The sequence below is a fragment of the Cellulophaga sp. F20128 genome (genome assembly GCF_023015805.1).
In the GTDB taxonomy this organism is placed as follows: domain Bacteria; phylum Bacteroidota; class Bacteroidia; order Flavobacteriales; family Flavobacteriaceae; genus Cellulophaga.
Window position 1 is genome coordinate 361,584 of record NZ_JALKBA010000001.1, and the last position, 25,774, is coordinate 387,357.

Annotated in this window: 22 protein-coding genes and 1 tRNA gene; 13 read left to right on the forward strand and 10 right to left on the reverse strand. The window is 35.7% G+C overall.

The window, feature by feature from the left end:
- The first annotated feature begins 59 nt into the window (after window positions 1-59).
- Complete coding sequence (locus tag MWU65_RS01535; RefSeq protein ID WP_247075171.1) at window positions 60-1,421, forward strand: NAD-dependent succinate-semialdehyde dehydrogenase; 1,362 nt, start codon at window positions 60-62, stop codon at window positions 1,419-1,421.
- A gap of 94 nt (window positions 1,422-1,515) precedes the next feature.
- Here the strand turns inward: MWU65_RS01535 and MWU65_RS01540 are convergent, their stop codons facing one another.
- The 3 genes from MWU65_RS01540 to MWU65_RS01550 form a co-directional block, all read right to left on the reverse strand.
- Window positions 1,516-3,399 carry a M56 family metallopeptidase gene (locus tag MWU65_RS01540; protein ID WP_247075173.1) on the reverse strand — a complete coding sequence of 628 codons (1,884 nt, stop codon included), beginning with the start codon at window positions 3,397-3,399 and terminating at the stop codon, window positions 1,516-1,518.
- Complete coding sequence (locus tag MWU65_RS01545; RefSeq protein ID WP_247075175.1) at window positions 3,399-3,758, reverse strand: BlaI/MecI/CopY family transcriptional regulator; 360 nt, start codon at window positions 3,756-3,758, stop codon at window positions 3,399-3,401. The genes MWU65_RS01540 and MWU65_RS01545 overlap by 1 nt, the downstream gene beginning before the upstream one ends.
- A 235-nt stretch (window positions 3,759-3,993) precedes the next feature.
- Window positions 3,994-6,063: a M13 family metallopeptidase gene (locus MWU65_RS01550; RefSeq protein ID WP_247075176.1), complete on the reverse strand. Its 2,070-nt coding sequence runs from the start codon at window positions 6,061-6,063 to the stop codon at window positions 3,994-3,996.
- A 242-nt stretch (window positions 6,064-6,305) separates the two neighbouring features.
- Between MWU65_RS01550 and MWU65_RS01555 the strand changes: the two genes are divergently transcribed.
- The 3 genes from MWU65_RS01555 to MWU65_RS01565 all read left to right on the forward strand — a co-directional run bounded on the left by MWU65_RS01555 (window position 6,306) and on the right by MWU65_RS01565 (window position 7,305).
- Window positions 6,306-6,377: transfer RNA gene (locus MWU65_RS01555), tRNA-Arg, on the forward strand.
- A 56-nt stretch (window positions 6,378-6,433) separates the two neighbouring features.
- Window positions 6,434-6,877, forward strand: a complete 444-nt coding sequence (locus MWU65_RS01560) for a molybdenum cofactor biosynthesis protein MoaE (RefSeq protein WP_247075177.1) — start codon at window positions 6,434-6,436, stop codon at window positions 6,875-6,877.
- 2 nt (window positions 6,878-6,879) lie between these two features.
- Window positions 6,880-7,305 (forward strand): cyclic pyranopterin monophosphate synthase MoaC, encoded by a 426-nt coding sequence (locus MWU65_RS01565; RefSeq protein WP_247075178.1) that lies wholly within the window; start codon window positions 6,880-6,882, stop codon window positions 7,303-7,305.
- 18 nt (window positions 7,306-7,323) lie between these two features.
- Here the strand turns inward: MWU65_RS01565 and MWU65_RS01570 are convergent, their stop codons facing one another.
- From MWU65_RS01570 to brnQ, 5 genes are all read right to left on the reverse strand, one after another.
- The gene (locus MWU65_RS01570; protein ID WP_247075179.1) at window positions 7,324-8,028 is read right to left on the reverse strand and encodes a hypothetical protein; all 705 of its coding nucleotides are present in this window, start codon (window positions 8,026-8,028) and stop codon (window positions 7,324-7,326) included.
- Between the two features lie 67 nt (window positions 8,029-8,095).
- Window positions 8,096-9,334: a peptidoglycan DD-metalloendopeptidase family protein gene (locus MWU65_RS01575; RefSeq protein WP_247075181.1), complete on the reverse strand. Its 1,239-nt coding sequence runs from the start codon at window positions 9,332-9,334 to the stop codon at window positions 8,096-8,098.
- A gap of 4 nt (window positions 9,335-9,338) precedes the next feature.
- Window positions 9,339-10,127 (reverse strand): DUF4292 domain-containing protein, encoded by a 789-nt coding sequence (locus MWU65_RS01580; RefSeq protein ID WP_247075183.1) that lies wholly within the window; start codon window positions 10,125-10,127, stop codon window positions 9,339-9,341.
- Between the two features lies 1 nt (window position 10,128).
- Window positions 10,129-11,064 (reverse strand): hypothetical protein, encoded by a 936-nt coding sequence (locus MWU65_RS01585; RefSeq protein ID WP_247075184.1) that lies wholly within the window; start codon window positions 11,062-11,064, stop codon window positions 10,129-10,131.
- A 71-nt stretch (window positions 11,065-11,135) separates the two neighbouring features.
- Window positions 11,136-12,416, reverse strand: coding sequence for a branched-chain amino acid transport system II carrier protein (gene brnQ / locus MWU65_RS01590; RefSeq protein WP_247075185.1), 1,281 nt, complete (start codon window positions 12,414-12,416; stop codon window positions 11,136-11,138).
- 247 nt (window positions 12,417-12,663) lie between these two features.
- Between brnQ and MWU65_RS01595 the strand changes: the two genes are divergently transcribed.
- Window positions 12,664-12,915: a hypothetical protein gene (locus tag MWU65_RS01595; RefSeq protein WP_247075186.1), complete on the forward strand. Its 252-nt coding sequence runs from the start codon at window positions 12,664-12,666 to the stop codon at window positions 12,913-12,915.
- On the opposite strand, the gene thiL is transcribed toward MWU65_RS01595, so the two are convergent.
- Window positions 12,916-13,965, reverse strand: a complete 1,050-nt coding sequence (gene thiL, locus MWU65_RS01600) for a thiamine-phosphate kinase (protein WP_247075187.1) — start codon at window positions 13,963-13,965, stop codon at window positions 12,916-12,918.
- A gap of 122 nt (window positions 13,966-14,087) precedes the next feature.
- Entirely contained in the window at window positions 14,088-15,545 is a 1,458-nt protein-coding gene (locus MWU65_RS01605) for a Gfo/Idh/MocA family oxidoreductase (RefSeq protein WP_247075188.1), read from the reverse strand.
- A 231-nt stretch (window positions 15,546-15,776) separates the two neighbouring features.
- Between MWU65_RS01605 and MWU65_RS01610 the strand changes: the two genes are divergently transcribed.
- The 8 genes from MWU65_RS01610 to MWU65_RS01645 all read left to right on the forward strand — a co-directional run bounded on the left by MWU65_RS01610 (window position 15,777) and on the right by MWU65_RS01645 (window position 25,691).
- Entirely contained in the window at window positions 15,777-17,003 is a 1,227-nt protein-coding gene (locus MWU65_RS01610) for a choice-of-anchor B family protein (RefSeq protein WP_281500981.1), read from the forward strand.
- Window positions 17,004-17,039: 36 nt separating this feature from the next.
- The gene (locus tag MWU65_RS01615; protein WP_247075190.1) at window positions 17,040-18,377 is read left to right on the forward strand and encodes a hypothetical protein; all 1,338 of its coding nucleotides are present in this window, start codon (window positions 17,040-17,042) and stop codon (window positions 18,375-18,377) included.
- A gap of 168 nt (window positions 18,378-18,545) precedes the next feature.
- Window positions 18,546-18,875, forward strand: a complete 330-nt coding sequence (locus MWU65_RS01620; RefSeq protein ID WP_247075191.1) for an iron-sulfur cluster assembly accessory protein — start codon at window positions 18,546-18,548, stop codon at window positions 18,873-18,875.
- A gap of 106 nt (window positions 18,876-18,981) precedes the next feature.
- The gene (gene sufB / locus MWU65_RS01625) at window positions 18,982-20,427 is read left to right on the forward strand and encodes a Fe-S cluster assembly protein SufB (RefSeq protein WP_247075192.1); all 1,446 of its coding nucleotides are present in this window, start codon (window positions 18,982-18,984) and stop codon (window positions 20,425-20,427) included.
- A 102-nt stretch (window positions 20,428-20,529) separates the two neighbouring features.
- A complete protein-coding gene (gene sufC, locus MWU65_RS01630; RefSeq protein ID WP_247075193.1) occupies window positions 20,530-21,282 on the forward strand; it encodes a Fe-S cluster assembly ATPase SufC in 753 nt (250 codons plus the stop codon).
- A 77-nt stretch (window positions 21,283-21,359) separates the two neighbouring features.
- The gene (gene sufD, locus MWU65_RS01635) at window positions 21,360-22,676 is read left to right on the forward strand and encodes a Fe-S cluster assembly protein SufD (protein ID WP_247075194.1); all 1,317 of its coding nucleotides are present in this window, start codon (window positions 21,360-21,362) and stop codon (window positions 22,674-22,676) included.
- A gap of 29 nt (window positions 22,677-22,705) precedes the next feature.
- Entirely contained in the window at window positions 22,706-23,932 is a 1,227-nt protein-coding gene (locus MWU65_RS01640) for a cysteine desulfurase (RefSeq protein ID WP_247075195.1), read from the forward strand.
- Between the two features lie 64 nt (window positions 23,933-23,996).
- Window positions 23,997-25,691 carry a PQQ-dependent sugar dehydrogenase gene (locus MWU65_RS01645; RefSeq protein ID WP_247075199.1) on the forward strand — a complete coding sequence of 565 codons (1,695 nt, stop codon included), beginning with the start codon at window positions 23,997-23,999 and terminating at the stop codon, window positions 25,689-25,691.
- Window positions 25,692-25,774: the final 83 nt, after the last annotated feature.

Genomic DNA, 25,774 nt, shown 5'->3' on the forward strand with positions numbered 1-25,774 from the left:
CTACTACGCTAAGCTATTTTTGATCAAGAAAAATAGAGTGCTTTTTAAATATCACAACGATGAACAACACAATAACAACTAGAAATCCTTACACAGAAAAATCGATACAAACCTACAAACTGCAGAACAAGGAGCAAATTGAGGATGTATTAAAAACAGCTGAAAAAGCATTTTCAAACTGGAAAAAGACAAGCATAAAAGAGCGTACCACGCTACTAAAAAAACTGGCGGAACAATTGGTAGACAAAAGAGAAGACCTATCCACTTTAATGACTGCCGAAATGGGTAAACCCATAACCCAAAGTAGAGCCGAAATTGATAAATGTGTTTGGTTGTGCGACTTTTATGCGAAAAACGCAGATAACTTTTTAAGCGATGCCATTATAGACACCGAAGCTCAAGAAAGTTTTATTAGTTATGATCCCATTGGAGGTGTTCTAGCTGTAATGCCCTGGAACTATCCTTTTTGGCAGGTATTTAGATTTGCTATACCAACACTTACCGCAGGAAATATAGGTATTCTAAAACACGCTACTAACGTTACAGGTTGTGCCTTAGCCATCCAAAATCTCTTTGAAAGTGCCGGGTATCCTAAAGGATGTTTCCAAACAATAATTGCAGATCATAGCCTCACAGAAACAGTGTTAGAACATCCTTTTATACAGGCAGTTAGTGTTACCGGTAGTGAAAAAGCAGGTAAATCTATTGCGGCGATAGCGGGCAAAAATCTTAAAAAAGCTGTATTGGAATTAGGAGGCAACAATGCTTGTATTGTTTGGAACGATGCGGATTTAGCAACCCATATCCCTACCATGGTACAAGCACGGTTTCAAAATACCGGTCAAAGTTGCATTGCTGCTAAAAGGTTTATTGTAGAAGAAGGAATTTATGATGACTTTTTAGACCGATTTAAAAAAGAAGTTGAAGCCTTAAAAATTGGCAATCCACAAGAGGAAGAAACTTTTATGGCTTCTATGGCTCGTACAGACCTAGCCAAAGAGTTAAAAAAACAAGTAGACGACTCTGTAAAAAAAGGAGCAACAGTAGTGTTAGGTAATACACTATCTAAGACGAACTATGCGCCTACAATTCTTACCGATGTTACAGAAGAAATGCCCGTTTTTAAAGAAGAAACCTTTGGGCCGGTAGCAGCCATAGTAAAAGCCAAAAACAAAAAGCATAGTTTGGAGTTAGCCAATAATTCTAGGTTTGGTTTAGGAGCAATGCTATTTACAGAAGACTTAGATGCTGCTCGGGAGGCTATAGACCAGATAGAAGACGGTGCTTTTTTTGTAAACGAAATGGTGAAATCTGACCCAAGATTACCATTTGGAGGCACAAAATCTTCTGGCTATGGTAGGGAATTATCTCAGGAAGGTATCTTAGCCTTTGTAAACAAGAAAACGGTGTATATAAAATGAAGTAATCTGTTAACTACTCCTAAGTTTAGCTACAGACTACTTCATTAAGTTGGTGAGGTTCGTTTACCTTTTTTATGGGTTGGTACCGTAAAAATTATTTTTTAGTGGTTATTTCTACAACACCATCTTTGCCCTTTTTACCATATTTTTCAGTGGCCTTTTCTCCTTTTAATACGTTTACACTTTTTATGTTATCCGGGTCTATAGATTCCATATCAAATGAACTTTCCATTTCTTTACCGTCTAGGACAATTAGTGGTTTTTTATCGGTAACAATCCTATGTGTGATCGTTTTGGTTTTAGATTGGTCGGTACGTACATCACTATTATTAGATGTGATAACTACAACACCGTACTTCCCCTTAGCTCCATAAGCATCTTTAGCCTTTTTTCCCTTTAAAACGGAAACACTTTCAATATTAACCGGATTTATAGATTCTAGATCATAAGAACTTTCCATTTCTATACCATCTAGGACAATTAATGGTTTTTTATCACCATAAATACTTTGGCCTACTACTGTTAGTTTATTCGTAGCTTGATATGCATTTATATCTTGTTGATTTCCTTTAGTTGCAATCATTACAACACCATTTTTTGCTTTAGCTCCATATACATCTTCAGCCTTTTCTCCTTTTAATATAGATATACTGTCTATATTTTCAGGATTTAATTGATTTTCATCAAAAGATTCATCCATTTCCTTACCATCTATAAAAAACAATGGTTTTTTCTTGCCTTTAATAGGATGACCTTCAACAGTTATTCTGTTAAGGGGCTGAGATGCATTTACCCCAGTCTTAAACGCGACTTCTTCAACCTCCTTGCCATCTGCAGTCATTTTTATGGCAAATTGAAAAGGTTTTATTGGTTTAATACCAGAAAGGTCAAAGTTTCCTGAATTTGTTTCACCATACTTAAAAGAAGATGAAATAGCTGTTATTTCGCCACTTGCATTCCTCCTTATTTTCTCAAACTTTAAATCAATTTTTATGATTTTAGCTTCGTTACTTACCCTTTTCAACTCTTCATCCGTAAATTTTGAAGTTATTTTAACTCCAGTTGACACTCCCCAGGTTTTAACTATTGGTGCTGTGGTATTCACACTCATTGGTACTTGCGCAATAGTTTTAGTATTTATAGTAAATAATGCAATTGCTAAAAATGGTACCACAACCCCCATTTTAAGTAAACTTTGTTTTTTTGATTTGTTTTTGTTTAACATGACGATTCGTTTTTTGATGATTGAATTAAAAAATGTATTTGTAAATGATATAGATGCTTGGTTTGGGTTGGATTGATGTAATAACAAATACTGATATTCCTTTTTGTTATTGAGGTTAGTAGTAGTTGCTGCATCTGCCAAAAATTCTAGGTTTTGTGAAAGCGTCTTCTTATACAACCACGCCAAAGGATTTGCCCATTGCAGCATACATACCAAATGCGCCAAGAGCATATCTATAGAATGCTTTTGAATGGAATGTAATTTTTCATGTTCTATAATAGTTGCTAGCTGTTTGGGTGTATGTAGTTCTGGATTGTACACAACATAATTAAAAAATGAAAATGCGCTGGTATCTTTCGATACCCTTACCATTTTAAAACCATCTTTTTTTTCTATTTCTCCTTCACTAATAAGCTTGCGTAATGAGAGTAATTGAATGCCAAAACGGATTAAAAAGAAAGCAACACCAGCGGCATAAATGGTAACCCCCACAAACCACCAATCTGTACTTTCTATAATTATTTCTGCATTTGTTGTCGCATTTACAAAAGCATTGATATCAAAACTAGGGGTTGAAATGGCTACTATTCTTTTTAAAATTACAAACGGAAAGATCATTGCAATTGCAATGCCTGCTATTAAAAACCAACGTTTGGCTGTAAAGAAGGTCTCGTTTCTTAAAAAAAGTTGAAAACAACAGTAAAATAACGCAAGAACCAAACTGCTTTTACCTAAGTATATGAAAGCTTCCATTAGTTGTTTTTTTCTATATGGTTGATAATCTCTTTTAACTCTGCGACACTAATTTTTTCCTCATTGGCAAAGTGAGATACCAGATTTTTGTACGAGTTGCTGTAAAAGTCTGCAATAGCTCTATTCATAAATCCATTTCTATAGGCTTCCTTTTCTATGATGGGATAGTATTGATGCGTATTGCCATAAGCCGTATAACTAACATAGCCTTTCTCTTCCAAATGCCTTATAATGGTAGACAAGGTGTTGTAATGTGGTTTATCATCCCCAAACTCTGCCAAAACATCTTTTACAAAAGCTTTTTTAAGCTTCCATAAAATTTTTAACACCTCTTCTTCTTTGTTGGTTAATTTTTTCATATTCTATTTTTTGCGCAACTAAAAACTTACGAAAACAAACGTACTACTAATTTTATAGTTACACAACTATTTTTATAGTTTACTAACTAAAATTACAGTTTAAATGTTTTTGTAGCTATTAATTAGTTTGTCATGTGACACCACTTTCAAAAAATTGAGCAAAAAAAAATCGTCTGAAAATTGATTTTCAGACGATTTCTATACTCTATTAATTCGTAAAAAAGTTGTGTATTAACTACCAAATACGAACCCTATTTTCTGGAGCTACATACATTTTATCGCCCTCTGTAATATCAAAAGCTTCGTAAAATGAATCTACATTTAACAAAGGTTGTACTGCCCTAATCATTCCTGGAGAATGTGGATCTGTTTTAATTTGTGTCCGTAAAGCCTCATCCCTAGACTTGGTTCTCCAAATAGTAGCCCAAGACATAAAAAAACGTTGTTCTGCCGTTAAGCCATCGATATCCTCAGGTCTGCCATTTTCTTTAAAGTACAACTGCAATCCATCATAAGCGCCTAATACACCTCCTAAATCGCCAATATTCTCGCCCAAGGTAAACTTGCCATTTACATAAACGCTATCCAATACTTCTAAAGTACTGTACTGGGCAGCCAAGGCATCTCCTCTTTCCGTAAAAGCAGTCAAATCTTCTGGTGTCCACCAGTTTTTTAAGTTACCATCAGCATCAAAACGAGCACCACTATCATCAAAAGCGTGCGATATTTCATGTCCAATAACAGCACCAATACCCCCATAATTTACCGCTTCATCTGCCGTATAATTATAAAAAGGAGGTTGTAAGATTGCGGCAGGAAAAACAATTTCATTGTTTAATGGATTAAAATAAGCATTTACCGTTTGTGGAGACATTCCCCACTTAGACCTATCTACAGCCTCTCCTATTTCAGAAAAATTTTTGTCTTGCCCCCACCTGCTTACAGCCGTCATATTATCAAAATAAGATTTATCCGCTGAAACTTCCATGTTAGAATAATCTTCCCACTTGTCAGGATATGCTATTTTAACGGTAAACTTATCTAGTTTCTCTATGGCTTTAACTTTAGTGTCTTCACTCATCCAGTCTAGATTTTTAATACGGTTTTTGTACGCAACAATTACATTGGCTATCATTTTTTCTGCTTTTACCTTAGCTTCTGGTGGAAACTTAGCATCAACATATAATTGTCCTAACGCTTCACCAACGGTACCGTTTACTGTAGCCAAAGCGCGCTCATCTGCTGGGCGTTGTTTTTTATCTCCTCGTAAGTATTTGCTGTAAAATTCCCAGTTTGCAGTTTCTGTAGCTGTTGTAAGTCTACCCGCCGCACTATTAAATGTATCCCACTTAACCAGTGTTTTTAAATCTTCAATTGGAGTTTCTTTTAAAAATTTATCCAAGGCATGAGTATATCGAAGTTGTGTTACCAAAATTGTATCAAACTTTTTTGTAATGCCTAAATCAGCAATCATCTTGGTAAGGTCCACAGCACTTAACATTGCATCAGTTTCTGCAATAGTTCTTGGATTGTTATAGTTTCTTGCATCACGGCTTTCTACTTTATCTAGGCGTGGTTCTGCTAATTTAGTTTCCATCGCTAAGATTTTAACTGCAGCTTCATTTGCGCTAGCCTCACTATCACCTATCATTTGCAACATACGAGAAATGTGTTTCTTGTATTCTTCTCTGATCTCTTTAGATTTGGTATCTTGATCTAGGTAATAATCACGATCTGGAAGACCCAAACCAGATGCACTTAAATAAACGGCATTCATAGCAGAGTTGTTTAAATCCGCATCCGCACCAATACCAATAAAAGGCGATGATACTGCTGGATTCTTAGCCAATACAGTTTGTAAATCTGTTAAACTCTTAATACCTGAAATGGCATCAAGTGAAGGCTGTAATGGAGCAAGTCCCGCTTTATTCCGAGCAACGCTATCTAGTTTTGTATCAAAGATTGCCAACGCCTTGGCTTGGTCCGTATCCGCACTATAATTTCCGCTAGTTTGTGCTTTGGCAATGATATCTAAAACATCATTATCAGTCGCTTTACGTAAAACTAAAAAACCACCCCAGCTAGACCTATCATCTGGGATTTCAGTGTTCTTCATCCAACTACCATTCACATAATTATAAAAATCATCTTTTGGATTTACATTGGTATCCATATTTTCCAATACAATACCCGGTATTTTTTCAATTTCAGGATCTGCTTCTACTTTTTTACCATCTTTACAAGAAGTAATTACAAGTGTACTAGCCAATCCTAATATTAGAAAAGATTTGTTTGTTAGTTTCATTGTTTTAATAATTAATTAGTCCCTGATGCTAAACCATTTAGCACCCATACAAAAATAAGAAAAAGATCACTAGTTGTTACATTTAACAATTAAAAGGTCCTTTTTGTTTTAAAAAACTAACCCAAATCAAGGGAAACAATTTTATTTCACGCCTAAGTCTTGTCAAAAAAAGAATTAACAGCTACCAATATTGATAAAAAAAATTAATTTTGGCTTTTTACTATCTTAAACGGATAAATAAAAGCCTCATAGTTCAACGGATAGAATAGAAGTTTCCTAAACTTTAGATCCAAGTTCGATTCTTGGTGAGGCTACAACCAGCCAAGTTCCCCCGAATCATCGGGGTTGGTGAGGCTACCAAATAAAGTATATGAAAAAAGAAAATATTAAAAATGTTTTTAAAGAGGGTGCTATATCGTCTCAATTTATTGCAGATGCTATACAAAAACACCAATCTAAAACTCAAATTGGAGCACACAATATTTTCTTAGGTCAAGTACGGAAAGACACTCTTGAAGATAAAATAGTTAAAGCTATTGAATATACAGCCTACGAGGAGATGGCTAACTTTAAATTTCATGAGATAAAAGAAGCTACCTTTACTAAGTTTGATCTTACATGCATGCACATTTACCATAGTATAGGAACTGTGCCCATTGGTGAAATTTGCTTGTTTGTATTTGTATCTGCGCCACATAGACAAGTTGTTTTTGATGCCTTAACCTTTGCAGTGGAAGAAATTAAGACGCAGGTTCCTGTTTTTGGAAAAGAAATATTTGAAGACAGTTCGTATCAATGGAAAATAAATAAATAACAATGGTAGATATTACACAAAAAGCAATCACATTACGAACTGCTGTTGCGCAAGCTGTTGTAAAAGTAAGCTCGCAAGCAACTATAGATGCCATAATTAATAAAACTGTACCTAAAGGCGATGTTTTTGAAATGAGCAAGGCTGCAGGCCTCCTTGGCGTTAAAAAAACGCCAGACCTTTTGCCAGATTGCCATCCATTACCTATAGAATATACGGCTATTGCTTACGAAATAAAGGGCTTGGAAATAACAATACTGATTACGGTAAAAACAAACTACAAGACCGGGGTAGAGGTAGAAGCCATGCATGGCGCTAGTATTGTTGCATTAAATATGTACGATATGCTAAAACCCATAGACAAAGGTATAGAAATACACCACATAAAACTTTTAACAAAAACGGGGGGTAAGTCAGATATCAACAACTAAGTATTTCGTTCTGGAACACTATTCACGAATAGACCACACCTCATAAATATCCGCTCCTTTGCTACTTTTACCACTATGGTGCCAATCACCATTCTTTATCTCATATTTAAAATCTAGAGCAGCACCTACTCTACTATCATCCCTAGAGAAATAGGCTATTTTCTCTATATATGTTCCATTTTTAGCCTCGTAAGTTCCTCCTCCAGTTCCAGAAAACTGAAAGGTATCTGAATTAAAAGCGATCCATTGAAAATGGCCATTGTATAAAAATTTCATTGTTTTTCTCGGCTTTTTGAATACTTCAGCCTTATCAAAACTTTGATCTCCCCTGCCAGTAATTAGCCACTTTCCATTTAAGTCTATTGGACTCTCATTACTCTTGGTATAGCTTTTTACAGTATCTGCCTCTAGTTTTAGTTCCTTTTTATTTTGTATAAAACTATAAACCAACTCTTTTACACCATCTTCTTGAAAATTGGAATTAAACTCTAATTTTACCCTGAGTTGATTGCCTTCTACTGTGTAAAATCCTCCTTGGGTTTTGATAAACTTAGCTGGATTTTTTTGGTATACCGTTGCTACAAAATAGGTGTCATCAATTTTCAATTCATGCACCAAGCTAACATTCCCCTGTTTTTCTTCAGATAGAAAAACACCTGAATTTAATTGTGCATTTGCGAAGGAAGCCATGATAAAAAAAACGGCAATACATATATTTCTCATAACTTATATTTTTACTAAATATAAAAAATGTTTTAATGCGTTGTGGTTTCTATTTGTTAAAATTCTATCACATTTGGAAAATCCATTCTTCAGGATTTAACTTGGTAATGTCCTTATACAAATAAAACTTAAGGATGGTTTGCCCATTAAACCTATTGGTAAAAATTTCACCAATAGCTTCTTTGGTATTTACTTTGTCTCCCTTTTCTACATAGGTCTTAGAAAGATTGTAATAGGTACTAATATAGTTACCGTGTTTTATTTGCACTCCTTTATTACCACCAGGAACTGTGATCACAGCTATTACTTCCCCATTAAAAATAGAACGGGCTTGTGCGCCTTTGTCCGTCGCAATAACAACACCATTGTTTTGATGTTTAATACCCGGATAAACGGCATCTTTATAAACACCAAAACCTTTGCTCTTAAACCCCTTTTCTACCGGCCAAATAAGTTTTCCTTTGTTGGCCGTAAAATTATTGGCTACTATTTTAGCTTCTGGCGTAAGTACAAATTTGGTACTACTAGATGCTACGGTACTATTTCCTGTTGTCTTTTTATTAGACGCAGCAATGGCCGAACGAATTAATTTTTCTATTTGCTGGTCAATTTTTCTGGCTTCACTTTTTTTCTTATTTATAGTAGCGGTATATTGAGTTTCATTCTTTTTGATAGTCCGCAACAAGGCATCTTTAGCCTTTTTTTCTGATTCTAATTCTTTTCTGGAAGCTACATTTTCTTTTAACAATTGCTCCTTTAGCTTGCGCTGAGCAATTAAAGATTGATTGGTTTTATTTAGGGTATCTGCCTTTGCAACGATAACAATTCCTTGTTCTTTACGGTACTGTGTATATTGTTTCATATACTGCATACGCTTAAAGGCTTGCAGAAAACTCTCTGAGGAGAGCAAGAACATCAATCTACTTTCTTGTGATTTGTTTTGATACGATTTCTGTATCATTTGCGCATAATCTTCCTTCAAGGTCAACAAGTCCTTTTTTAAGGCACTAATGTTCCGGACATTGGCATTAATTTGTCGGTTTAACAAGTTAGACTGTTCGTTGGTAACCCGTATTAATTGTTGTTGGGCATTTATTTTTTGTTCCAAGCCATCCATTTGATCTAATACGTTGCCTTTTTCCTTGGTTTCAGCAAAAAGCAACCTATTCATTTCACGAATATCCTTTTGGATTTGCGCCCGTTTTCTTTCCAATGCCTTTTGTTCATTAGTTTGTGCAGACAACACCCCCACAGTTAACAAAAACAGAACTGGAATTAGAATGCTAAAATGTTGTAATCTATTCATCGATTTATTCTAAAGTAATTTTCGAAAATCCATTGGGTATTTTATACGGAAAATTAAAATTCTTATTTATCTCAATATTCTTAAATGTCAGTGCTATATTGTTTTCCTTATTTTTATCTTTTACATAGATATCTATAATATTTGGCACTAATTTTTTATCGACCTCTTGATAATTTTTATAATGTACATCCAGTATTCTATCTTTTAGCGGCTGTGTCAATTGCAGTCCCGCTACCTTATAGTTTAAGGGTTCTATTTGTAATAATGTTTTAAACAGTTCATTTGCTTTTTTAGGTTCTAGTTGGTATTGCCCATTAAATTCCTGGGTAGTATATTTATCTTTTCGCAAATCAAACAAAGCCTGTCCCAATAATAAATTTTGTAATTTTTCAAAATCCAACTCGGTTCCCAAAAGGTTACTTATGTAGGAGAAATCCCCATCAAAATACTCACTTTGTAAGCTGTTATAAAAACTCACTCGCGTTGGTGTTATATACGCCTTTACAATGCCTAAGGTAGCACTAATCCATATCGCTTTATCCTTTTCCATTCTAAAACTAACGGTATAGGCCTGAGAATCGCTTCCATCAGAAAAATCAATTTTTAAACGCCCACGAAGGGTTTTAAAATCTAAAGCATTGGCATAGTGATTTTTTACTAAGGTCTTTGTATTTAATTTTATATCTCCTAGATTTCCACCTGCAATTATTTTCTTTGATTTACAAGAAACCAGAAAAATGGCAACAACTAGTGTCATTCCTAATTTATTAATTATTTGGGGTGTTTTTATCATTTTAATTTTTAGCTTTAATTTTTAATTGATACATATTGGCCTTTGTCGCATTACCTAATACCGTATAGGCGGTAACCAAGGCTATATAAATCTGATCTTGTAACAACATATCGTCAATGAGATACTCCAAGGCTGTATCTAAAGATTTCACGGCAGCGGAAGCTTCCTTTTCCCCGTTATATGCAACTCCTAAAGCATAGTGAAAATAGGGTTGTGATGGATAACTTTCTAGTGCTTCGTTGGCTGTTTTTTTTAATAGGTCATAGTTTTTTTGTAACAGTATGTCCTTTAGAACAGATTTGTAGTTTTCTACAGGGCTGCTTATAGCCAATGAGGTATTAGTGACCGCGCTAGGAGCAACAACCGAAGTTTTGTTTCTCCGTTGGGCTATGGCATCTTCTACCCTTGCCTTTATACTATTTTTAAAAACACTGGGCTCTAATTCTTTTACCACCGCTTCTGCAGTATCATAATCTCTTTCCAAATACAATAGGTGCGCAAGGTTTTCTTTCAGTTTTGGATTTGAATAAGGTACTATTTCTTTTAGGTCCTCAATTTTTTTTTGCTGACTTTTTAATGTATGCATCAGCGTTTGTAAAAACCACATGTTTGTAGGTGCTGCATTAACAGATGCTTCTGCCTGCTCTTGTGCTAACACAAACTTTTTATCGGCCAAATAAGCTTTTGCAAGCTCGTTGGTTACGGCACTATTTGTAGGCTGTAATTTTTTACAGATCAGTAGGCTATGAATTGCTCGGTCGTAATTTTCAATGCCTTTTTGTTTTAATGCTTCAAAAAAATGCTCCTGAAACTCATCTGAATATTCTTCTAAAAATACCTCAGCAGTATCTTCTATTTCTTGCCCATACCCAATGCCCTGGAAAACAAAAAATCCCAGAAAGTAGGCAAGAAAAAAAGGGTTGCGCCAAATACTCATATCTTTTGTAAAATTATTAAAAAAACAAATGGTATTACCATCAATGCCATTTGTTTTATAAACTTCAAATATTATACCGCATTAGAATCTGGCTTTCGTAAATTTCCAATTACAAATCCAATAATTGCCGGTATGACCCACCCAAGGCTAAAGCTGCTAAGTGGTATCCATTTTGTAAAAAAATTAGAAAAATCCTCTATTCCTATACTACTTAGAAAATCTGGCACACTAAAAAACATGGTGGTATAAACAACAATCTTAAAAACTTTAGGGGAAGCATATCTATTTGGAACTATATTCAAAAGAATTAAAACAATGGTAATTGGATATATAAATAATAATGCAGGCACAGCTACTGCAATTATGTGAGCAACATTAAACTGCCCCATTAACACACCTAATACACATCCTACTACAGCGGTAAGTGTATACGCATTTCTAGAATCTGAAAACTTATATTTGATAAAATCTGATGTTCCTGTCACAATACCAACTGCTGTAGTAAAACAAGCCAAACCAACCAAGATACTCAAAAAAACATTGGCAGCATTGCCAAGTGTTTTCACACTAATACCATTTAAAAGAGCTGTCCTATTTATGGTTGCTTCAAAACTCCCATGCATTAAAGCTCCTGTAATGATAAGTCCGCCATAAATTAGAAACAAGCCTAAACCCGCCAGTGATCCAGCCCTGCGAATTAGAGTTCTTTTATCAGCATAGGACGCTTCTTTATTTTTTAGATTGATAGAAATGATGATTACACCACCCACAACTACAGCACCAATGGCATCAAACGTTTGATATCCTTCTAAAATACCAGCTGTAAACGGATTCGCCATAACCAAGGAGCCAAATGAAAAGTCAAACGAAAACAAGGTAACACCAATGATGGCTACTAAAATTATAAGAATTGCAGGAGTTAAAAATTTACCTATAATATTTAAGAGTTTAGACCTGTTTAAGACAAAAACCAAGACCAAACCAAAATACACAATACTGGTATAAATAGACGGTATATTAAAAAATGGCGCTACGGCTATTTCATGCGTTACAGATGCCGTTCTAGGCGATGGTAAACTAACTGATATAGCATAAATTAGTAGCGAATAGATAATACTAAAAGTAGGGGAAACCTTTTTTCCAAAGTCAAATATGGTTCCCTGTAGTTTTGCATGTGCAAATATTCCTAAGATAGGAATAAGAACGGCAGAAATACAAAAGCCTAATGCCACTAACCACCAAAGGTTTCCAGAATTAAATCCAAGTAAAGGTGGTAATATTAAATTACCTGCTCCAAAAAAGAGAGAAAACAAGGCAAAAGCAGTTACGACAGTTTCTTTCGTTTTATTCATTAAATGAGTGCTATTTTTTGGGAAAGATAAAACATTTATACAAGGCTACAAACAGCACTATATGGTATTGAAATAGTGCCGTTTATCGAAAAAAATGCCGTTTATCGAAAAAAACTAGTAGTGGCTCAATATTATAAGAGTCCCTGCGTTTAGATAAAAACAATTGAATAAAAAAATTGTTTAACCCAAATTTTAATTAATCGTGCTACATTAGGTTTCAACCAAAACAAGCAACTATACCTACCCTATGAAAAAAGTTTTCTCCTCTTACGGCTCATTGTTTAATTCAATGTGCTGTGGTATTTTTGGACACTATTATGCAGTTTCAAAAAAAGTGACTTCACACATTAAGGAGTACGAGTGTATACACTGTAAAAAACAAGTTACAACAGATGTTAGTGGCAATCTTTCTACGCTCACGCCTGAGTTAGAAGACATCAACAATACCTTGCAAGAAATATATCAGAAAAAACATGAAAGCCACCAACAGGTGGCTTAATTATGCTTTGGCGAGCGAATTCCAACCCTGAGCGGTTATCGGAATTTTACTATTATTCCTGGAAATTAAATGTACTCCCTCATTCGTTTCTGTCATGTGCCCTATGACCGTTAAGTTAGGATTGCCTTTGATTTTCGGGAATTCTTTTTGGTCTATAGTAAACAATAACTCATAATCTTCTCCTCCATTTAAAGCAACCGTAGTACTATCAATTTCAAATTCTTCGCAAGCACTAATAACTGTAGGGTCTAACGGTATTTTATCTTCAAATAAATTACAACCTACCTTGCTTTGGTCGCAAATATGTAATATTTCGGAAGACAATCCATCACTAATATCAATCATTGACGTAGGCTTAACCCCTAAGGCGTCTAGCAAAGGAATAATATCTTTACGTGCTTCTGGTTTTAGCTGCCTTTCAACAATATAAGAGTACATTGATAAATCTGGATTACTATTCGGATTCACCTTAAATACTTCCTTTTCTCTTTCTAAAACTTGTAAGCCCATATACGCTCCTCCCAAATCTCCAGTAACAACTAGGAGATCATTGGGTTTTGCACCAGATCTATACACTAAATCTTCTTCTTTTGCCTCCCCTATGGCCGTAATGCTAATCAGCATTCCCTTAGTAGAGGAAGTTGTATCACCACCTACAACATCTACATTGTATTTTTTTGCAGCCAATCCAATACCACTATACAATTCTTCCAAAGCCTCTAATGGAAACCGATTGGAAACGGCAATGGAAACCGTAATCTGTGTAGCTACAGCATTCATTGCATAGATGTCAGACAAATTAACCATTACGGCTTTATAGCCTAGATGCTTTAACGGCATATAGCTTAAATCGAAATGAATACCTTCAACAAGCAAATCGGTAGAAATTACGGTCTTATTATTTTTAAAATCCAAAACAGCAGCATCATCACCAATTCCTTTTATGGAAGATTTGTGTTGTAAGGTAAAATCTTTTGTAAGGTGGTTAATTAAACCAAACTCGCCTAATTCTTCAAGCGATGTCCTTTTGGGGTTCTTATCGTCTAACATTTTGCAAAAGTAAGAAGTAAATTTTTGATGTTACCGCTTCTACTTAAATAAAAACACACCCCTCTATAAAAAGTAGGAATCTACTTTTTATAGAGGGGTGCTTTATCTGAAAATTAGATCTCTTATTTCCCTAAAGAATAGCCTTCTCTATAGTTGCGTTTTACGTATTTATTTGCAGCATCAAAATTGGTAATTTTCATTTGCTCGGCATCCCATAGCAAACGTTTTCTACCATTGTATTTAGAGCCTCCCCAGAAGCTGCCTTTGTCTGCTTTTGGATCTACCTCAAAATAAGCTTTAAGAGCCAGGTTCCCAATTAGAATACTTTCTGTAAATGGTCCTGCATAATCAAAAGAAGAACTCGTCTCCGCATTACCGTAACCCGCCATACATGCATTTACCCATTGTAAATAATGACCTTCCGGCACCCTAGCGATAGTTTCCTCTACTTCAAATTGTTCGTTTAATGTCAAGGGTAGCAACCGTGGGTTACCCCCATAACAATCACATAATAATTTTCCTTTGGTACCAATAAAAAGGGCACCTCCATCCCAGTTTCCTAAAGCCTCATCATCGCCCATTTCCTCTGGTCGCTCTGGTAGTAATCCACCATCCATCCAAGTAACTTTTATTTTTCCCTTGCCATCTGTTCTTGGGTAACTTAAGTGTATTTTACTAGAATTTGGAAAACTTTTAGGGTAATCCGCAGTTTCAAATTTCCCTTTAAATGAATCTGAAACACTGCATTCAACGCTGTCCGGATAAAGTATTGGCAAGATTCTATAAACCGGATCCATTATATGACAAGCCATATCACCTAGAGCTCCTGTACCAAAATCTGACCAACCTCTCCAATCAAAAGGAAGGTAGGCTTCATTATAATCGCGCATTTCTGCTGTTCCCAACCACAAGTCCCAATTTAATCCTTTTGGAATTTTGTCTTTTTTGGTTGGCGTCTGTAAAGCTTGTGGCCAAATAGCCCTATTGGTCCAGCATTTTACAGTATGTACATCTCCTATAATACCTGTATCATAAATTTCTTTCATTTTTCGTACACCATCTCCAGAACCACCTTGATTCCCCATCTGCGTAACTACTTTGTATTTTTTAGCTGCTTCAGTTAACATTCTTGCTTCCCAAATATCATGTGTAAGTGGTTTTTGCACATAAACATGTTTACCCATTTGCATAGCCATATAGGCCGCTACAGCGTGGTTATGATCTGGTGTAGACACAGAAACTGCATCAATATTTTTCCCTTCTTTTTCTAGCATTTCCCTAAAGTCATTGTAGTACTTCGCGTTTGGAAAAGATGCCCTAGACTTCACAGCCTGTCTATCATCGACATCACAAAGACCAACAATATTTACGTTTGGGCTTTCTGCAAAGGAAGCGATATCACTTTGGCCTTTACCTCCTGCCCCAATACCGGCAATATTTAGTTTATCACTTGGCGCAACAAAACCGGGGCCACCCATGACATGCCTAGGCACTATCATAAACCCGGCCGTGGCTAAGCCAGCTCCTTTAATAAATTCTCTTCGTGATTTGGGACTAGTTTTGGTCTTCTTTTTAGACATAATTCTCAGAAAGTTTTTTTGGATTATTAAAACGCAGTTCAAGTTAATTTAAATTTTGTAATTCTAAGGATTATGTCCGAAAAAAATTGTTGCGGTGTTTGTTTTATCTCAAATTCTTTCTAGAACACAATTTAAATCTTTTGTTTTGGCGCAATTCATCGGTCAATTAAAGTGTATAACCAAGTTCATTGTATCTTTACAACAATTCACTTTATTTAAAAAAAATCCATTTTGAAAAAGATACCGCTTTTCCTCCTATTGCTATGTATTATTTGTAGCTGTTCCAAAAACAAGGAATCTTCTTTTGAAGAAGAGCAAATAGAGAATGACTCCAAAGTAACATCCCCTTGTATCGATGGTTTTGCGGGAATTTACCCTTGTAATGGATATGATTTACTAGCGAGACTCACCTTAACAGATATGGGTACCGACTTTGCTAATGATGTTTGGGGATGGACAGATCCTACAACCGACAAAGAATACGCCTTGGTTGGTCTAAAAAACGGAACGGCCTTTGTAGACATTACAGACATGGAAAACCTTAGGTACCTGGGCAAGCTGCCAACGGCAACCGTAAGTAGTTTTTGGAGAGATATAAAAGTATATGACAATCACGCTTTTATTGTTTCTGAAGCAGAAAACCACGGCATGCAGGTTTTTGACCTTGCAAAATTAAGAACGGTGACAAATGCTCCCATAACTTTTACGACAGACGCACACTATACCGGGTTTGGAAATGCACACAATATTGTCATCAATGAAAACACAGGCTTTGCTTATGTTGTTGGAACCGCTAGAAATGATGCCTATGCAGGTGGCGTACATTTTATCAACATCAAGGATCCAAAAGCACCCGTAGCAGCCGGAGGATATGCCGCTAACGGTTATACGCATGACGCACAAGTAGTTACCTATAACGGCCCGGATACAGCTTATACTGGGAAAGAGATTTTTATTGGAGCAAATGAAGATCAAGTAGTTTTAATCGATGTAACCGATAAAACTGCTGTCCAAGAAATTGCAACAATTTCCTACAACCAAACAGGATACACCCATCAAGGCTGGTTTACAGAAGACCATACTTATTTTATTTTGGGCGATGAAACAGATGAAATTAACTATGGTTTTAATACCCGAACCTTAGTATTTGATTTTTCAGACCTAGAATCACCAACCTTACACACCACTTATCTAGGAGAAACAGCCGCAACTGATCACAATGGATATGTAAAAGGGAATCAATTTTTCTTGGCGAACTATACAGCCGGAATGCGAGTATTAGACCTCACAAACATTAATGGAAAATTATTAACTGAAAGTGCTTATTTTGATACCTTCCCAACAAATAATACGGCTGGAACAAAAGCATTATGGAGTATTTACCCCTATTTTGAAAGTGGAAAAATTATTTTAAATGATACCGAATCTGGATTTTTTGTAATTAAAAAATCCGAGTAATCACAACCACAATCTACCTTAAAATATGTTGATGATATGAAGCACTTAAAATTGATTTTATTATCATTCTTAGTTATTGCCTGTTCTAAAGATAGCTTAGAACCCAAAGGCGACAAAAAAGGATTCTTAGGAGAGATCGCTTGGGTTAAAAGTTTTGGAGGCTCTGGCTATGACACAGCGCAAGCTGTAATTAAAACTATTGATGGAGGGTTTGCTATTTTAGGTTATAGCAATAGTGTGAATGGAGATTTAGCCCATAAAACCACAGCCGTAAATGATTATTGGTTGCTAAAACTAGATAATGAAGGTAATTTAGAATGGAGTAAAACATATGGTGGTTCTGATGACGATATTGGAAAAAATCTAATACAAACGGCAGATGGTGGATTCGCTTTAATTGGCTATAGCAGAAGTAGTGATGGTGATGCAAGTAACAATGAAGGGTTTCATGACAATTGGGTTGTAAAATTAGATGCCAGCGGATCAATACAATGGGAACGTAGTTTTGGATTTTCGGGCCATGACCATTCGTATGATATTGTGCAAACCACAGACGGAGGGTTTTTCTTTGCTGGATTTTTAGATGTTACTGCCTCTAACGGTGATGGAAATTATGGCAAAAGAAACAACCTAGCAAGCCATGGCGTGGGAGAATTCTGGGGTACTAAACTAACGGCAAACGGAGATTTAGAATGGCGTAGATTTTTTGGGGGAAGCAATAACGATAGAGCACATGGAGTGGTACAAGCAAATGATGGAGGTTTTTTATTATCGGGCTTTTCAGAGAGTGACGATTTTGATATCTCCAACACAAAAGGAAGTTATGATTTTTGGATGCTTAAAATAAACAGTCAAGGAGATTTGTTATGGGAACGGTCTTTTGGAGGTACAGGAATAGAAATTTCGTATGACATCGCAAAGACATTAGACCAGGCCTATATAATTACTGGAAATACTTTTAGTAGTGATACCGATGTGTCAAAAAATAACGGAGAATCAGATGTTTGGCTTATAAAAGTAGATGACAATGGTAACTTGTTATGGGAAAAAACCTTTGGCGGAACTCGATTTGATGCAGCACAAAGTGTACATACAACCTCAGATGGCGGTTATGTAATTTCAGGAAATTCTAAAAGTACGGATGGCGACTTAACCGAAAATGCTGGGGAAAACGATTTTTGGATTTTAAAAACGGATAAAAATGGAACACTGCTTTGGCAAAAAACAATAGGTGGTTCACATCTAGATTTTGGCTTTGATGCCCTTGAAACTTTCGGTAATAAACTCCTCATGGTGGGAGAATCACAAAGTACAGATTTCCCAAACCTTCAACCTAAAGGAGAGGCAGACGCCATAATTATTATGCTGCAATAGCCATCATTATTTTTTTTCTCTATTCCTCATAGAAAAATCCTATGCCAACATTCGTTATATTAATGTTAGGAACTATGGTAAAACCCTACTTATACCTTATATTTGTAAATTATTTAGAACTAAACCAAATAAAATTTGTGTAGCAGTCTAATTTAAATTAAGATTAATATGATAAAAGTCTCAGAAACAGCAAAAAAGAGAGTCATTGATTTAATGACAGAAGGTGGCTTTGATGCTGAAAAGGATTTTGTGCGTGTTGGAGTAAAAAGTGGTGGATGCAGTGGTTTGTCATATGAGTTAGATTTTGATAAAACTACGGTTGAAACAGATAAAGTTTTTGAAGACAACGCAGTGCGAATTGTAGTAGATAAAAAAAGTTTTTTATACCTAGTAGGAACTACTTTGGAGTATTCTGGCGGATTAAACGGAAAAGGGTTTGTGTTTAATAACCCAAATGCGCAAAGAACCTGTGGTTGTGGTGAAAGTTTTTCACTATAACCCTTATTGCCAAAATGTTGCTAAAATTGTTATAAAAAATATTTTATTGAAAAGTGTTAAACTATTGAACAAATGAAATTTCCCTTAGGGGAAGTAAATGAGGATTATGGCATATACAGAAGAAGAGTTAAAGAAAGAGTTAGAAACCAAAGAATACGAATACGGTTTTTACACAGACATAGAATCTGACACTTTTCCAATAGGACTAAGTGAAGAAATCGTAGTAGCTATTTCCAAAAAGAAAAATGAACCACAATGGATGACCGATTGGCGAATTGAAGCCTATCGAGTTTGGGAGAAGATGGTAGAACCAGAATGGGCAAATGTTCATTATACGAAACCAGATTTTCAGGCCATTAGCTATTATTCTGCTCCTAAAAAAGCAGATCCTAACAAAACCTTAGGTGATGTAGACCCAGAATTATTAGAAATGTACAAGAAATTAGGCATTTCAGTAGATGAACAAAAGAAATTGCAAAATGTTGCTGTAGATATCGTTGTAGATTCTGTATCAGTGGCAACTACGTTTCAAAAGACCTTGGCAGAAAAAGGAATAATTTTTATGCCAATTTCGGAGGCAATTCAACAACATCCAGAATTGGTGCGTAAGTATATGGGAACTGTAGTTCCTACAACGGATAACTTTTATGCCGCCTTAAACTCTGCTGTATTTACCGATGGTTCTTTTTGCTACATTCCAAAAGGCGTTCGTTGCCCTATGGAGCTTTCTACCTACTTTAGAATTAACCAAGCTGGTACGGGTCAATTTGAGCGTACTTTAGTCGTTGCTGATGAAGGAAGTTATGTAAGTTATTTGGAAGGATGTACAGCTCCATCTAGAGATGAAAATCAGCTGCACGCCGCTGTTGTAGAGTTAATCGCAATGGATGACGCAGAAATTAAATATTCTACTGTGCAAAACTGGTTCCCTGGAAACAAAGAAGGTAAGGGTGGTGTTTATAATTTTGTAACCAAAAGAGCAATTTGCGAGAAAAACGCAAAAGTGTCATGGACACAAGTAGAAACGGGTTCTGCTGTAACATGGAAATATCCATCTTGTATTTTAAAAGGTGATAATTCTATAGGCGAGTTTTATTCTATTGCGGTTACCAATAATCACCAACAAGCAGATACCGGTACCAAAATGATTCACCTTGGCAAGAACACAAGAAGTACTATTATTTCTAAAGGTATCTCTGCCGGCAAATCTCAGAACAGCTACCGTGGATTGGTGCAGGTTAGTAGCCGTGCAGATAATGCGCGTAACTTTTCGCAGTGCGATTCGCTTTTAATGGGCAATGAGTGTGGTGCACACACTTTCCCATATATCGAAGCAAAAAACAAAACTGCAATGATAGAACATGAGGCTACAACAAGTAAAATTGGTGAAGATCAAATTTTCTATTGTAACCAAAGGGGTATTACTACTGAAAAAGCAATTGCCTTAATTGTCAATGGTTTTAGTAAAGAAGTTCTCAACAAATTACCGATGGAATTTGCTGTAGAAGCACAGAAACTATTGGAGATTAGTTTAGAAGGCTCAGTAGGCTAATTTGTTTCTAACAAAGAAACATAAGTGGTGCTCTTTAGCTTGAAAAAGAAAAATCACCCGATTAAAGTAAAAAATAATAAAGAACATTAAAGTAGCGATAAAATGCTTAAAATCAAAGATTTACACGCAAGTGTAGAAGGCAAAGGAATATTAAAAGGAATTAACTTAGAAGTTAATGCTGGTGAAGTACATGCTATTATGGGACCAAACGGTTCTGGAAAAAGCACATTAGCCTCTGTTATAGCTGGTAACGAAACTTACGAGGTTACCAAAGGAGATATTTTCTTAAACGGAGAAAACATTGAAGATCTTTCTCCTGAAGAAAGAGCGCACAATGGCGTTTTCTTATCGTTTCAATATCCCGTTGAAATTCCCGGTGTTTCTGTAACAAACTTTATGAAAACCGCTATTAATGAGTCTCGGAAATCAAGAGGATTAGATGATATGCCTGCCAAAGATATGCTGAAGCTTATTCGTGAAAAATCTGAGTTGTTAGAAATAGATCGCAAATTTTTATCCCGTTCGTTAAACGAAGGTTTTTCAGGTGGAGAAAAAAAACGTAATGAGATTTTTCAAATGGCCATGTTAGAGCCAAAACTAGCCATTTTAGATGAAACAGATTCTGGCTTAGATATAGATGCCTTACGCATCGTAGCAAATGGCGTAAATAAACTAAAGAACAAAGACAACGCTATTGTAATCATTACCCACTACCAACGTCTATTGGAATACATTGTTCCAGATTTTGTTCATGTTTTACACAATGGTAAAATAGTTAAATCGGGAACCAAAGACCTTGCTTTAGAGTTAGAAGAAAAAGGATACGATTGGATTAAGCAAGAAGCGGCAGTTTAAAAAGTACTAAGGTTAAAATTTGAATGGCACTTCAAAGCGCCTCCTTGTTTAATACTTACTACTTAATACTAAAGAATATGGATTTAAAAGATAAATTAGTTTCTTCATTTTTAGCTTTCGAGAACAATATTGATGTACACAACCCAGTGCATGATGTTCGTACAGAAGCGATCAAGAATTTTGAAACCAAAGGTTTTCCTTCTAGAAAAGAAGAAGCTTGGAAATACACTTCATTAAACAGCTTACAAAAAATAGATTTTAGCATTTTCCCTAAAAAGGAAAGTTCTTTAGAATATAAGGATGTTAAAAAGTATTTTATTCACCAAATAGATACGTACAAAATTGTATTTATAGATGGTGTATTTAGCTCCAACTTGTCCGAAACCACCCATGACGGTGTAGATATCTGCCTTATGAGCTCTGCATTGACAAAACCAATGTACAAGGCTGTTATCGATGTATACTTTAATAAAGTGGCCTCAAAAGAAGAATCTTTAACCACCTTGAATACGGCGTTTAGTAGGGAAGGTGCTTATATATACATCCCAAAAAACAAAGTCCCTAAAAAACCGATAGAAATTATACATTTTTCAACCGGTAATGATACCGCATTAATGTTGCAACCACGGAACCTCGTTATCGCTGAAGAAAATTCAGAAATGCAAATTATTGAGCGGCACCAAAGTTTAACAAATCATGCGGTTTTAACGAATTCTGTTACTGAGATATTTGCTGCTAAGAATGCAATAGTAGATTATTACAAGGTACAGAATGATAATGATGCTGCTACTTTAATAGACAACACCTATGTAGACCAAAAAGACAATAGCCATGTTAAAGTACATACGTTTTCTTTTGGAGGTAAACTTATACGGAACAACCTTAATTTTTATCAAAACGGGGAACGTATAGATTCTACCATGAAAGGGATTACGATCATTGGAGAGAAACAACATGTAGACCACCACACTTTAGTACATCATATAGAACCAAATTGTGAAAGTCACCAAGACTATAAAGGTATTTTTGCGGAAAATTCTACCGGTGTATTTAACGGGAAAATTATCGTTGATAAAATTGCTCAAAAGACGAATGCTTTTCAGCAAAACAATAATATTCTAATAAGCGACAAAGCCACTATAAATACAAAACCGCAGTTAGAAATTTTTGCAGATGATGTAAAATGTTCGCATGGTTGTACCATTGGTCAACTAGATGAAGAAGCACTCTTTTATTTACAATCTAGAGGTATTCCCAAAAAAGAGGCTAGAGCCTTGTTAATGTATGCCTTTGCCAATAACGTACTAGAGAGCGTAAGAATTCCAGAATTAAAGGTTCGAATTAACAAATTAATAGCCAATAAGTTAGGTGTTAATTTAGGATTTGATTTGTAGAAAAAGACGATCTATAAGGTTATAGAATTATGGAGAAAACAACCCTAGATATTCAAAAGATACGCAAAGACTTTCCCATTTTAAGTCGCACTGTAAATGGGCAGCCTTTGGTATACTTAGACAATGCCGCCACTTCACAAACACCCAAGCAAGTGATAGACGTTATTGTGGATTATTATAGCGGCTACAATGCCAATATTCACCGAGGCGTACATACACTTTCACAAGAGGCTACAGATAAATACGAAGGAGCCCGATTAAAAATTCAGCAGCACTTTAATGCAAAGCTATCCCATGAAATAATTTTTACTGCCGGAACAACTCACGGTATTAATTTGGTGGCAAATGGTTTTTCATCACTCCTAAAAAAAGGAGATGAAATTATAGTTTCTGCCCTAGAACACCACTCCAATATTGTTCCTTGGCAAATGTTGTGCGAGCGTACAGGAGCTATTTTAAAGGTAATTCCAATGAACCTGGAAGGCGCATTGGAAATGAGTGAATATCACCATTTATTATCAGACAAAACCAAATTAGTGTTTTGCAATCACGTTTCCAATGCCCTTGGAACGGTGAACCCGATCAAAGAAATTATAAGTGCCGCTCACAAGGTTGGTGCCGCTGTTTTAATAGATGGTGCTCAAGCAGCACCACATATAAAGGCAGACGTACAAGCCCTAGATGTAGACTTCTACGTTGTATCTGCACATAAAATGTGTGGCCCTACAGGAGTTGGCATGCTATATGGCAAAGAAGAATGGTTGCAAAAACTGCCACCCTATCAAGGAGGTGGTGAAATGATTGCTGAGGTTACTTTTGCTAAAACAACATACGCAGATCTACCTCATAAATTTGAAGCAGGAACACCTAATATCTGCGGTGGCATCGCTTTTGGAGCTGCCCTAGATTATATGAACCAGCTTGGATTTGAAGCCATAGCCGCTTATGAAAATGAGCTTTTAGAATATGCCACAGAACAGTTGCTCACTATAGATGACTTAAAAATATACGGCACTGCACCAAAAAAAACTTCCGTGATTTCTTTTAATATTAAAGGCATTCACCCCTACGATATTGGTTCAATACTTGATAAATTAGGCATTGCCGTACGTACAGGCCACCATTGTGCACAACCCATTATGGATTTTTATGGCATTCCCGGAACAGTACGTGCAAGCTTAAGCTTTTACAACACTAAAGAAGAAATTGATATTTTAGTAGCTGGCGTAAAACGGGCTATTTCCATGTTATCATAAACAACTTTTCTCTAAAATACTGTACTTTGCACTAATTTTAATTTAAATTAATTTCCGCAAACATATGGGCAAATGTATACTTTACTTAGTAATTCTTGTACTGTTCTTTGGTTGTAAAGAAACTGAAGTACCCTACAAAAAGGATACTACAACCATACACAAAGGAGCAGCTACTTTTAACCAATACTGTGCCTCTTGCCATAATTTTGAGAACAATAGCATTGGTCCCAATTTATCCGGGATTACAAACGAAGTCCAATACAATTGGCTCTATGCTTTTATTCAAAATCCCCAAAAACTAATTGAAGCTAAGGATAAGAGATCCACAGAATTGCTTGCAAAATACAAATTGATTATGCCTTCTTTTCCACAACTTTCAAAAACAGAAATAGAAGGCCTACTTGCGTTTTTACACACTAAAGATCAAAGAGTTATAACCACAAAAATCAAGGGCAACAAAATTCCTCTCGAGGACCCTATTGCAGAAAGAATTGAAAAAAACGGCAATTGTATAGCCTTGGACTTTTATCTACAAGCACCAGCTACAGCTTCAAGTAAACCTTTGGCTAGAATTAATAAATTAACGCCTATATCAAGTGAGAACAAGCGCATTTTTTTAAGTGATCTCAATGGAATATTATACGAAATAAAAAGTAACACCTTAGAGAAAACACTAAACTTACAAGATTACTTTCCCCATTTTATTACCAAGCCAGGATTAGCTAGCGGCTTAGGTAGTTTTGCTTTTCATCCTGACTATGCAAACAACGGCTTATTTTACACCACACATACAGAAGATCCTAAACAGGCTGCAAAGGCCGATTTTAGTTACCATGATAGTATCCCAAAAAAAATGCGATGGATTCTAACAGAATGGAAAAACAAAAAACCATCAAACCCTAGTTTTAAAGGTAGTCACCGAAAAATACTTTCTGTTGATATTCCAACCCAAGTACACGGCATACAAGAAATTAGTTTTAATACATCAGTTGCGGCGACTAATTCTGATTATGGTAACCTCTATATTTGTATTGGAGATGGTGGATCTGCCGAAAATAAATTTTTACACTTAACACAATCCAACAAAAAAATTTGGGGAACTATATTGCGAATTGACCCCTTGGGCAACAATAGTGAAAATGGCAACTACGGAATTCCAGCAGACAACCCTTTTGCTAACACACCCAACACTTTAAGTGAAATATGGGCCTACGGCTTTAGAAATCCAAATAGAATAAGTTGGGACAACCAAAGTGGTAAACTGTTAGCGTCTGACATAGGGCATCGGCAAATAGAAGAAATTAATTTAATTGAACCAGGGAAAAATTACGGTTGGCCAATGCGTGAAGGTACGTTTACCTTAATCCCCTTAGAAAGTATGGAAGACATTTATAACGTAGATACAACATTTTTACAAAAGTATGCAGACCCTGTCCTTCAATTTGATCACGACGATTCCAATGCCGTTTGTGGGGGATATGTCTATCAAGGAAAAAATATCCCAGCCTTAAAGGGAAAGTATATTTTTGGAGGTATAGTGCATGGAAAAATATATGCAGCAACTGTATCAGAATTAGAGTTAGGAAAGCAATCTAAAATTGAGGAATTTGACGTTTGCTATATGGGTAAAACAACTAGCCTCAAGGAAATATCCAAAACTAACCGGGTAGATTTTAGGTTGGGAATTGACGGCGATGGAGAATTATACGTTTTTACTAAGGCCGATGGAAAAATATATAAAGTAGCAACTGTGCATTAGGTTAGTAAAAGTTTTTGGATACTATTTCTCAATAAAGTTATCTTTTTCATAATCTTTAGATTAAATAGAATTGCAGTTGTACT